Source organism: Paenibacillus sp. PAMC21692, from assembly GCF_014303795.1.
Lineage (GTDB): Bacteria > Bacillota > Bacilli > Paenibacillales > Paenibacillaceae > Pristimantibacillus > Pristimantibacillus agaridevorans.
In genome coordinates, this window is sequence record NZ_CP060293.1 from 1,016,231 (window position 1) to 1,028,515 (window position 12,285).

Below are 12,285 nucleotides of genomic sequence, written 5' to 3' on the forward strand. Positions count from 1 at the left end.
ACTTTGCAGAATGACATTAAGGAAGTACTATACAGCGAAGAGCAGATTCAAGCAAAGGTATCAGAACTCGGCGCACGGCTGAGCGCGGACTTCGAGGGGCGCAATCCGCTCGTTATTTGCGTTCTAAAGGGTGCGTTTATTTTCATGTCCGACCTCGTCAAGGTTATCTCGGTGCCGCTCGAGATCGATTTTATGGCCGTATCCAGCTATGGCGCGTCGACCAAATCGTCGGGCGTCGTAAAGATTATCAAGGATCTGGATGTAACCGTAGAAGGGCGCGACGTCCTGATTGTCGAGGATATCATCGACAGCGGTCTGACGCTTAGCTACCTGATTGACGTACTGGAGCACCGCGGTTCGAAATCGGTGACGGTCGTCACTTTGTTCGACAAGCCGGCCCGCCGCGCGGTGGACTTGCAGCCGCATTACAAGGGCTTCACCCTCCCGGACGAGTTCGTCGTAGGCTACGGCCTCGATTTCGCGGAGAAGTACCGCAATCTTCCTTACATCGGCATTCTGAAGCCGGAAGTGTACGAGAAATAAATCGCGCTTTATACCTGGCAGGAGAGCTGATTCCGGCTCTATTGTGATGGAAAGTCATGCTATGGTAAAATATCTAAAGCGTCTGAGAGGAGGTAGGGGATGAATCGGATCATCCGAAATACTGGTTTTTATTTGATCATCTTTTTGGTTACCGTTGGCATTTTCCAATATATTAGCGGCCAGGGGGACAACACCAAGCCGTTAAGATATGACGAGCTGCGGTCTCAGATCGAGGCTGGCAACGTGTCGGAGCTGACCGTGAAGTTCGACAATCAGTCCTACTTCATAACGGGCAAATATAAAAACACCCCTGAGGGTGTGGAGAGCGAGAACTTCACCTCCCGCGTCGGCAACAGCGCGGAGGCCAAGATCGCGGAGTGGTCGGAGCAATTCGGCTTCGAGCTGACGAACAAGGAGATGGATACGCCGAGCTTCTGGGTCACGTTCCTGACATCCATCATCCCGTTCATCCTGCTCTTTGTCCTGTTCTTCTTCTTGATGAATCAGGCACAGGGCGGCGGCGGCAAGGTCATGAACTTCGGCAAGAGCCGCGCGAAGCTCTACAACGAAGAGAAGAAGCGCGTCACGTTCGAGGACGTGGCCGGAGCGGACGAGGAGAAGCAGGAGCTGGTGGAGGTCGTCGACTTCCTGAAGGATCCGCGCAAGTTCAACCTCGTCGGCGCGCGCATACCGAAGGGCGTACTGCTCGTAGGTCCTCCGGGTACCGGTAAAACCTTGCTTGCGCGCGCGGTAGCGGGCGAAGCGGGCGTACCGTTCTTCAGCATCTCGGGCTCCGACTTCGTGGAGATGTTCGTCGGCGTCGGCGCATCCCGCGTACGGGACCTGTTCGAGAACGCCAAGAAGAACGCGCCTTGTATTATCTTCATCGACGAGATCGACGCGGTCGGCCGCCAGCGCGGCGCCGGACTTGGCGGCGGTCACGACGAGCGCGAGCAGACGCTCAACCAGATGCTGGTCGAGATGGACGGCTTCGGCTCCAACGAAGGCATTATTATTATCGCCGCGACGAACCGCGCGGATATTCTTGACCCGGCGCTGTTGCGTCCAGGCCGTTTCGACCGTCAGATTACGGTTGACCGTCCAGACGTTAAGGGCCGTGAAGCGGTGCTTAAGGTTCATGCCCGCAACAAGCCGCTTACGGGCGAAGTAAAGCTGGACGTGATCGCGAGGCGCACGACGGGCTTCAGCGGCGCGGATCTGGAGAACTTGCTTAACGAAGCTGCGCTTTTGGCAGCCCGACGCAACAAGAAAGAGATCAACATGGTCGACATCGACGACGCGATCGATCGCGTCATTGTCGGCACAGAGAAGAAGAGCCGCGTCATCAGCGACCGCGAGAAGCGGATCGTGGCTTATCACGAGGCTGGTCACACCATTGCCGGCTTCTTCTTGGAACATGCGGATCAGGTTCATAAGGTTACCATTATTCCGCGCGGACGCGCGGGAGGCTACGTCATCATGCTGCCTAAGGAAGACCGCATGCTGGTGACGAAGCAGGAGCTCCTGGACAAAGTGACAGGTCTCCTTGCGGGCCGCGTCGCCGAGGAGATCTTTATCGGCGAGATCGGTACAGGCGCCTACAGCGACTTCAAGTCCGCAACAGGCATCGTACGCAGCATGATCATGGAATACGGCATGAGCGACAGGCTCGGCCCTATGCAATTCGGCAGCACTCAAGGGCAAGTATTCCTGGGGCGCGACATCGGCCACGAACAGAATTACTCGGATGCGATCGCATACGAGATCGACCAAGAGATGCAGACCATCATCAACGATTGTTACGACCGTGCCAGAAAGTTGTTGAACGAGAAGAGCGAAGAGATGCATCTGATCGCCAACACGCTTCTGACGGAAGAGACGCTGGAGATGGATCAGATCAAGTCCCTTATCGAGAAAGGCACGATGCCGACAGGCGGAGAAGGCGGCGGTACGCCGTCCGAAGCGTCCACGGCGGAGCCGATTATCGACGAGATCGGCGACGTGAAGGTACGCATCCAGCCTCGCGAGGATGTCGATCCGAAGCCGGAGACGCCGGAAGGCGGAGGTTCTTCCTCCGAAGGCGATCCGAACAACAAAGCTTAAAGCATAATGGTAGCTGTACCCATAGCAAGTACCGGACGTCCCGTCCCTCTCTTTTGAGAGGGCGGGACGTTTTTTTTTTGCAAAAATACAGGTAGGCATATGATTTTGCCTTACTGTTTCTATATTCGCGGAATGAAGCGCGCTGCACGTGGTATGCTGCAACCCGGGAGAATCGTGTTACAGCATGCCGCGTGTCGGCTTTGTGAGCTGCAACCCGAGAAAATCGGGTTACAGGTGTCGTCGGAGTAACTTTGGATGGTGTAACCCGAAAAAATCGGGTTACAGGTGTCGTCGGAGTAACTTTGGATGCTGTAACCCGAAAAAATCGGGTTACAGAGCTCGCCGGAGTAACTTTGGATGTTGTAACCCGAGAAAATCGGGTTACAGAGCCCGCCTGAGCAACTTTGGGAGCTGCAACCCGAAAAAATCGGGTTACAGGTGTCGCCGGAGTAACTTTGGATGTTGTAACCCGAAAAAATCGGGTTACAGAGCTCGCCGGAGTAACTTTGGATGTTGTAACCCGAGAAAATCGGGTTAGAGCGTGCTGCGTGTCGGCTTTGGGGTGCAACAGCCCAACTTTTGAAATATTGGAAAGCAATTCGACATATTTTTTTTATATTGCTCGGAATGAAACACTCTGCTCCACCAGAAGACTGCACACTCGTTCACCTTGGCAGACGAACTTTCCTTAGATAGCGCTCTCAATAGAGACCTCATCATTCCAAGTCACCCGTTAGGGTGGCTTGTTCTTGTATGTGATGCTGCAAACGGTTGGTGATCGAAAATGGTGGACAAATCCACTATATTGCGTCGATGTAGGCAGAGGAGAGGGAATGTAGCGGACAAGTCCACTATATATTGCGTCGATGTAGGCAGAGGTGAGCAAACGTAGCTGTAAAATCCACTATATTGCCTCGATACAGACAGTGGCGGCCAAATGTAGCGGAGAAATCCACTATAGCGGTGCCTTGATGCAGGCAGAGGCGAGCGAATGTAGCGGAGAAATCCACTATATTGCGTTGATGTAGGCAGAGGGGAGCAAATGTAGCGGGAAAATCCACAATATCGCATCAACACGGTCTGTGCACGATCAGTATCGCCGTATCGCCGTATCGCCCGGACCGTACGCACTAAATTCCTGCAGCCATCGCTGCGCGGTTAAGAAAGCAGTCGGATATAGGTGGAGCGGGTCCAAGCCATTGGGGCGGAAAGGCTGATGCTGTTTCCGAGATCGAGCATCTAATCGAAGACTCGTTGCACAGGTACGGAGCCTATGGAGGGTAAGTGGAGTAAATGTTTTGCAACCACATTGAAATAATAGCGGCAGGAATTAGCAATACTACATACGAGCTGCCACACCATATCACATCACTTGTACATTGTACAAAAAGGGGAGATTGCGGCAATGAAAAAAACGTACAGCATGATGTTTTCGCTGCTACTCGCAATTACGCTGGTACTGCCCGGCTGCGGAGCGGAAAAGAATAATACCGCCAACCCGGGAGCAGGCGGCGGAGATAAAGTACAGTCGGACGAAACAGGCAAGGACTTCCGGATCGGCATGGTAACGGACGTAGGCGGCGTTAACGATAAGTCCTTTAACCAGAGCGCCTGGGAAGCTCTGAAACGCGTAACTGCGGAGACTAGCGCTCAGACGAAGTTCCTGGAGTCCAAGGGCGAGGCCGACATGGAGCCGAACCTTAACAACTTCGTACGGGAAGGCTTTGATCTAACTTGGGGAATCGGTTTCTTGTTTACCGACGCGGTCGCGAAAGTAGCCAAGGAGAACCCGGATGCGAAGCTGGCCGTTATCGATACGGTCGTTGATGCGCCGAACGTGACGTCCATCACTTTTGCCGAGCATGAAGGTTCGTTCCTGGTGGGCGTTGTGGCGGGCCTGATGACGAAGACGGACAAGATCGGATTCGTGGGCGGATTAGAAATTCCCGTTATCAAACGTTTCGAAGCCGGCTTTCTGGCCGGCGTAAAGGCCGTGAAGCCTGACATTAAAGTCAACGTGGTATACACGGGCGCGTTCGACAAGCCGGATCTTGGCAAGAGCGCCGCGGCTACGATGTACAACAGCGGCATCGACATCATTTTCCACGCGTCTGGCGGTACGGGCAATGGCGTATTTAACGAAGCCAAGGATCGCAAGAAAAACGGCAAGGATGTATGGGTAATCGGGGTAGACAAGGACCAGTCGCTGGAATTCGGCGACGACGTTACGCTGACATCAATGATGAAAGGCGTAGAGACGGCTGTGCACAAGGTGTCGAGAGATCTGATCGCTGGCAATTGGCAAGGCGGCTCGGTGCAGGAGCTTGGTCTGAAGGACGACGCGGTTGGGTTGCCGGAGACCTCGAAGGCTAACGTCCCTGAGGAAGTATTGAAGCAAGTCGAAGAGTTCAAGGGCAAGATCGTTAGCGGCGAAATTACCGTTCCGACGAAATAGGCGGAAATCCACAGCGATAGCCATAACCACATCGTTCGTTCGTTTGTTGAAGCAGCGAGACCGGCAGGAGCCGGTCTTGTGCTATTTGTTTAAGGCATTATATGCGGATCCCGGGAGTGATTAGGAATGGGTCAGAGCGGGGCAGTCGTACAGTTAAAGGGAATTACTAAACGATTTCCCGGACTGGTGGCGAACGATTCCATCGACTTGGAGCTGAAGAAAGGCGAGATCCACGCCTTACTTGGGGAGAACGGAGCCGGCAAGTCGACGCTGATGAATATTCTGTTCGGCTTATATCAGCCGGACGAAGGGGAAATCTGGATTAACGGCGAGCGCACCGTCATTGACGGAGCCTCTAGGGCGATCGAGCTGGGCATTGGCATGGTGCATCAGCATTTCAAGCTGGTACAGCCGTTTACGGTAGCGGAGAACATCGTTCTCGGCGATGAACCGAAGAAAGGCTTGAAGATCGACTACAAGCTCGCGAATCAGAGAGTAAGAGAGATCTCCGGGCGTTACGGATTGAAGGTAGATCCGCAAGTGCGGATTCAAAATATTACGGTAGGCATGCAGCAACGGGTCGAGATTCTGAAAACATTGTATCGCGGCGCGGAAATCGTCATCTTTGACGAGCCGACGGCGGTGCTTACCGTCCAGGAGATCGAGGAGCTAATCCAAATTATTCGGAATTTGGCCGCGGAAGGCAAGTCCATCATCATCATCACGCACAAGCTCAAGGAAGTGATGGCGCTCGCGAACACCGTGACGGTCATCCGCCGCGGCAAAGTCGTCCGCACGCTGCCGACAAGCGGCACAAACGAACGGCACCTGGCGGAGTTGATGGTCGGCCGCGACGTGTCGTTCGAGGTCGAGAAGTCGCAGGCGAAGCCCGGCGAGGTGGTGCTGGACATTCGGAATCTTCGGATGAAGGGCGATCAAGGCAAGCCGGCGCTGGACGGTACAACGTTGCAGGTGCGCGCGGGCGAAATTTTTGGCATCGCAGGGGTAGACGGCAACGGTCAGAGCGAACTGATCTATGCCATTACCGGCATGCGCAAGGTACAAGAAGGAAATGTGTTTCTTAACGGCTCCGATCTGACGAACAAGTCGCCGCGCGACATCTCCACGGCGGGCGTCGGCCATATTCCGGAGGATCGCCATAAGCATGGGCTGGTACTGGACTTCTCCGTTAGCGAAAATATGATTCTGAACACGTACTTTCAGCCGGAATACGGCCGTTATGGCTTCGTGGACTTTAAGGCGATGGACAAGCTTGCGGCGGATCTCGTGGGCGAATACGACGTCCGGCTGTCAGGCATCCATACGGATGCAAGAGCGTTGTCCGGCGGCAATCAGCAGAAGGCTATTATCGGGCGGGAGCTGCACAAGGACCCCGACCTGATCATCGCGGTACAGCCGACGCGCGGTCTCGACATCGGCGCGATCGAATTCGTACATAATCGGCTCGTGGAGGCCCGAAATGACGGCAAGGCCATACTGCTCGTCTCCTTCGAGCTGGATGAGCTGTACGCGTTGTCTGACCGAATCGCGGTCATGTACGAAGGGAAGCTGGTCGGAGAGGTGGATGCAGGCAACCGCAACGACGAAGAGCTCGGTCTGCTTATGTCGGGCAACACGGATACAGCCGGGATTCCGGAACAAAGGGGGATCTAGCGGGATATGGATACGACCAAAAAAATAATCAACAAATCCTCGCTTCTCGTCCCGCTGGTCTCCATTGTACTGGGTTTGATTATTGGAGCGATCGCGATGCTGGCCGGCGGGTACAATCCCATTTTGGCTTACACCTCCCTCTTCGAAAGATTGTTCGGCAGCCCCTACCATATGGGCGAGGCGATTCGGGCCATCACGCCGCTTATCTTTACTGGCATCGCGGTAGCCTTTGCCTTTCGGACAGGACTGTTCAATATCGGGGTAGAGGGTCAATTCGTTATGGGAATGACAGGGGCGACGTTGATCGGCGTGCTCCTGGATTTGCCGTGGTACATTCATGGACCGCTCGCCATTATGACGGGTGCCTTGTTCGGGGGATTATGGGCCGGTATTGTCGGCTTCCTTAAGGCGACGAGGGGCGTTAACGAGGTCATCTCGTCCATCATGTTGAACTGGACGGCGCTGTATCTTGCCAATTACATCGTTGCTGTATTTTTGCTGGAGCCGGGCCAACAGAAATCGAAGCCGATCCACGCCTCCGCGCTTATGCATATCGACTGGCTGATCGAGCTGATGGACAGGGCCAGAATGCACTGGGGCACCTTGATCGCCTTGCTCGGCGTCGCGGTGTTCTACCTGCTGCTCTGGCGTACGAAACAAGGTTACGAGCTGCGCGCGGTAGGCCATAATCCCGACGCGGCGCTGTATGCGGGGATGAACGTCAACCGCACGATCGTCAAATCAATGATGATCAGCGGCGTTTTCGCAGGTCTGGGCGGGGTTTTCGAGGTGCTCGGCGTATTCGGAAATCAAACCATTATGGCAGCATCCCCGGGATACGGCTTCGACGGCATCGCGGTTGCGTTGCTCGGCGGCAATACGCCAGTCGGCGTGCTGCTCGCATCCATTCTGTTCGGCGGACTCAGCTACGGTTCTTCCGGCATGAGCTTTGGCGCCGGCGTTCCTTCGGAGATCGTCCGTATCGTAATCGGTTCCGTTATTTTCTTTGTAGCCGCTCATGGCATCGTAAAATATATGCTGAGGCCGTTTATGCGGAAGCGCTCGGCGGACAAGCGGAAGGAGGCGGCTTGACATGGAGGTATGGGGTCAACTTATCAATACGACGCTGGTGTTCTCTACCGCGCTTATCTTCGCTGCCCTGGGAGGCATGTTCTCGGAGCGTTCCGGCGTTGTCAACATCGGCCTGGAGGGCTTGATGGTATCCGGCGCGTTCGCCGCCGCGGTTGCGACGCATTCGGCATCGGAGGCGGGCTTCGGAAGCGGTTCGCCCTGGATCGGATTGATCGCCGCCGTTGTCTACGGCGTATTGTTCTCGCTTCTGCATGCGGTGGCAACGATCACGTTTAAGTCGGATCAGACGGTCGTCGGCGTCGTCATTAACATCCTGGCGCTTGGCGTCGCGATCTACTTTACGCGCAGTCTGTATGATGGATCGGTGCAGACGCCCCAGCTATACGACGTATTCTCCAAGGTGTCGATTCCCTTATTGTCAGACATCCCGATCATCGGGGAAGGGTTCTTCCATGCGTACCCGACGACCTATATCGTGGTCATACTGGTCGCCATCAGCTTCTTCTTACTCTTTAAGACGCCGTTTGGACTGCGCCTGCGCGCTGTAGGGGAGCATCCCAGCTCGGCTGACACGGTCGGCATCAACGTATCCAGGTATCGCTACATTGGCGTTATGCTGAGCGGCGCGCTGGCCGGACTCGGCGGCGCAACGATTACGCTGACGACGACGAGCAGCTTCGCGTACAACACGATCTCCGGCCAGGGCTTCATCGCGCTGGCGGCGCTCATCTTTGGCAAGTGGAATCCGCTCGGACTTGCCGGAGCGGCCGTCTTCTTCGGCTTCGCGCAAGCGATCCGCAACTTCGCCCAGCTGTTCGACTGGTCGAAGAATATCCCTACGGAAGTGTTCTACATGCTGCCGTACGTCCTCACCTTGATCGTGCTCGCTGCCGCGGTCGGCCGCTCCAGCGCCCCGTCGGCGCTTGGACGGCCTTATGATCCTGCGAGGCGATGACTTCTTGAAACATGCCGGACCTGAGCTAACCTTCGGTCTGGTTTTTTTATTAAAGTTCGCCGAGAGGACTCCCACTTCTTCAAGTGGCGATGTGAATCGGCGACATCTTGAAGAAGCGCTCAAAATGTTCTTCCTTTCTTCCCCTTGTAGCGATATAATATATAAGAACACATGTTCTCAATTTGGGCGAGGGAGAAGGTGAAGTGATGGCAGATGCAAAAGCCACATACAGAACTTATCAAGTCTGGGTTAAGCCGGGCCATCGGCTGTTTGGCTATCTGGATGAAGCATGCCAGAACGCCAAAAATTTGTACAATACCACGAATTTTTATATCCGTCAGGTGTTTACGGCATGGGGACGTCAGGAAGACCTGCAGCCACTGCAACAACAAGTCATGGACATGTTGGCCGCACAAATTGGCGCAATGAATGAACGACGGAGCGAGAAAAATCGTTTACACCCATTTGAGCTGCCGTCACCGGATAAGCCTTTTGTATCGTATGCCTTCCTGGACGCCTTATTCAAAGTGATGGAGCAAACGGATTATCGCGCACTCCCTGCACAGAGCAGTCAAGGGATCATGAAAGTGGTGTTCCAGAATTGGAAAGCTTTCTTTGCCAGCATGAAGGATTACCGAAAGCATCCAGAGAAGTACACGGGCAAGCCTAACATCCCGGGTTATGCTCGAGGTACAGCAAAGGAAATTGTGTTTTCTAATCAGGATTGTGTCATAAAAGGCGGGAGATTTCTTAAGTTACCCAAAACCAAGCTGCAGCTTAACATCGGTAAGTTGGGCCGTACCGAGGGACAACTGATGCAGGTGCGCGTAGTTCCAAGTCATGGACGTTACGTCGTCGAACTGGTCTTCGCTTGTCCGGTGAAAAAGGAAGAGGACGTAAATCATTCTGATTTATTAATGGACGAAAATGCTCCACATCTACTAATGGCCGTAAATCATTCTGATTTACTAATGGCAATTGATTTGGGCGTGGACAATCTTGCAACCATTGTCACGACATCCGGCTCGAAGCCGATGATCATGAAGGGCAGGATCATCAAAGCGATCAATCAATATTACAACAAAATGAAAGCGTACTATACGGGCATTCTTCGTCAGGGCAAGGAGCCGCGAAAAGGCGCGTATACGTCTAAACGATTGGAACGCTTGCATCTGAAGCGACACCGCCGGATCAAAGACCTGTTCCACAAAGCAAGTCATCACATCATCAAGCTGGCTGTGGAGCAACAGATTGGCACCATCGTCATTGGTTATAACGATGGATGGAAACAAGAATCTGCCATGGGACGTCGAAACAATCAATCGTTTTGTCATATTCCGCATCAGATACTGGTGGATATGATCCAATATAAAGCGGAAGAACAAGGGATAACGGTCATCCTGACCGAGGAAGCCTACACATCAAAAGCGAGCTTCTTGGATCAGGATTCGCTGCCTTGTTATGACGAAGGGAGAACAGTTACATTCACCGGTAAACGAATCTGTCGCGGACTGTACCGGAGCCCGAGAGGTTGGATACATGCCGATGTCAACGGCGCGGCGAACATTATGCGCAAAGTATTCCCAAACGTTTCTCTGTATGGCGCGAATGGGATAGAGGGGTTGGATGGTAACCAGACCATCAACGTGTCAACTCCGCTGGTGTTAAGCATCCTGAAAAAGTCAGGTTGAGACATCAGAAACCCCCATTTCAATCGAAGCGACAGCAACAGTAAATGGTGGGAGTATTCATATGTGCATCGACAGCAACATAAAGCACGACTTCACGTTCACGCATGCTTTGGCGTTACCTGGCAGTTGAACCTGGCTTAATGTCATTGGAATGCCCGAATGAAGCAAACACACTAGCTCGCAATGAAGCTCGCCTCTCTGGCTGGCTTCTTTTTGCTTTTTTCCGTATGATCATTTGCAGGAGCTTGATTTGGACTTGCATAAGGAGCAATGCAACCTGAATGCCAGTAATCGGAAGCAATCAAAGCTTAATATCCATTAAATACTGCGCGAAGGCGATAATTGGGCTCCCAAGCGGCTCAGAACGCGTATTCCTCCATTGACATACCCCTCTGTCAAGTGTAAATTAAATCTTAATTACACAACCGTAACTGCTACTGTCTGGAACGATGGGGGTCGGCGCGGAATCTTGACCATTTGGATACAGAGAAACAAGGGGTCGGGAATGAAGAGCAAGCATGGGCTACAATGATAAACCGCTTTTTGGGTCACACTAAAGGTAATGGAATCCCATAGTTTGTGCATCAATTCACAAAGTTGGCGACAGCCGCATCAAGATATAAACTGGACGGAATGGGACGAGCGACGAGGAGTTTCGCCGCAGATGCCGAGAACATGGCGGCAGGGCGGATGCAAGAGCGCTGATGAGCCCATATCCCTCATAAGAGGAGAGGATCTAACGTGGAAGCACTGGCACTGGAACGCAAGGCGGAACAAAACCGCGAGCTGCGCGAGAAGCTGATGCAATTGAAGAAGGAACGCAACGCTATCATTCTTGCTCATTATTATCAACGCGACGAAATTCAGGAGGTGGCGGACTTCCGCGGCGACTCGTTCCTGCTGGCGCAGAAAGCTGCCCAGACGGACGCGGACGTCATTGTATTCTGCGGCGTGCACTTTATGGGCGAGAGCGCAAAGATTTTGGCGCCGAACAAGACGGTCATCATTCCCGACGAACGTGCGGGCTGCCCTATGGCGGATATGGTTAACGTCGACGGACTGCGCAAGCTAAAGGCTCAGCATCCCAATGCGAAGGTCGTCACGTACATCAACTCGTCGGCCGAGATCAAGGCGGAGACGGATATTTGCTGTACGTCGGCTAATGCCGTCAAGGTCGTCAATTCGGTGGAAGGCGACGAGGTGATCTGGGTACCGGACAAGAACCTTGGCCACTACGTGCAGCAAAACACCGACAAAAAGATGATCATCTGGGAAGGTTATTGCAACACGCACGATATGCTCACCGTCAAGGATGTCGAAGAAATGAAGGCGAAGTATCCAAACGCGCAATTCGTCGTGCATCCGGAGTGCCGTCCGGAGGTTGTCGAACTGGGCGACTTCGTCGGCAGCACGACGGCGATCATCAAGTATTGCCGCGAGTCCGACTGCCAGGAGTTTATCGTCGGCACGGAAGACGGCACCGGCTACCAGCTTCGTCTGGACAGCCCGAACAAGACATTCCATTTTGCATCCAAATATTTGGTCTGCCCGAACATGAAGGTTAACAATTTGAAGAAGCTCGTAAAGTGTCTGGAGACGATGCATCCTCAAATCTACGTGCCCCCTCATGTAGCGGAACAAGCCCGTCTGTCGCTCGAGCGCATGCTGCAGGTGAAGTAGCATGCGCTGCTTCCCTTATTGGGGCAGTCACGACAGTCCGGTCAGGTTAGGCAGCAGCACTCCGTAAGAGCAACATAGCAAGCCTGAAGCTT

General features: G+C 53.6%; 8 protein-coding genes and 1 pseudogene. All 9 read left to right on the plus strand.

Annotated elements, in window-relative coordinates; translation table 11 throughout:
- Positions 1-3 precede the first annotated feature (3 nt).
- A complete protein-coding gene (gene hpt / locus H7F31_RS04090; protein ID WP_108994987.1) occupies positions 4-543 on the plus strand; it encodes a hypoxanthine phosphoribosyltransferase in 540 nt (179 codons plus the stop codon).
- A 99-nt stretch (positions 544-642) separates the two neighbouring features.
- On the plus strand, positions 643-2,646 hold the full coding sequence (gene ftsH / locus H7F31_RS04095; protein WP_087571593.1) for an ATP-dependent zinc metalloprotease FtsH: 2,004 nt from the start codon (positions 643-645) through the stop codon (positions 2,644-2,646).
- A gap of 1,405 nt (positions 2,647-4,051) precedes the next feature.
- Positions 4,052-5,101 (plus strand): BMP family lipoprotein, encoded by a 1,050-nt coding sequence (locus H7F31_RS04100; protein WP_187103138.1) that lies wholly within the window; start codon positions 4,052-4,054, stop codon positions 5,099-5,101.
- Between the two features lie 126 nt (positions 5,102-5,227).
- Positions 5,228-6,775 (plus strand): ABC transporter ATP-binding protein, encoded by a 1,548-nt coding sequence (locus H7F31_RS04105; protein ID WP_187103139.1) that lies wholly within the window; start codon positions 5,228-5,230, stop codon positions 6,773-6,775.
- A gap of 6 nt (positions 6,776-6,781) precedes the next feature.
- Positions 6,782-7,867, plus strand: a complete 1,086-nt coding sequence (locus H7F31_RS04110) for an ABC transporter permease (protein WP_187103140.1) — start codon at positions 6,782-6,784, stop codon at positions 7,865-7,867.
- A gap of 1 nt (position 7,868) precedes the next feature.
- Entirely contained in the window at positions 7,869-8,822 is a 954-nt protein-coding gene (locus H7F31_RS04115) for an ABC transporter permease (RefSeq protein ID WP_187103141.1), read from the plus strand.
- Positions 8,823-9,028: 206 nt separating this feature from the next.
- Positions 9,029-10,513 carry an RNA-guided endonuclease InsQ/TnpB family protein gene (locus H7F31_RS04120; RefSeq protein WP_187103142.1) on the plus strand — a complete coding sequence of 495 codons (1,485 nt, stop codon included), beginning with the start codon at positions 9,029-9,031 and terminating at the stop codon, positions 10,511-10,513.
- Between the two features lie 22 nt (positions 10,514-10,535).
- Positions 10,536-10,631: pseudogene (locus tag H7F31_RS34455) on the plus strand (VOC family protein); the annotation flags it as partial.
- 623 nt (positions 10,632-11,254) lie between these two features.
- Positions 11,255-12,193 (plus strand): quinolinate synthase NadA, encoded by a 939-nt coding sequence (gene nadA / locus H7F31_RS04125; protein ID WP_187103143.1) that lies wholly within the window; start codon positions 11,255-11,257, stop codon positions 12,191-12,193.
- Positions 12,194-12,285 lie beyond the last annotated feature (92 nt).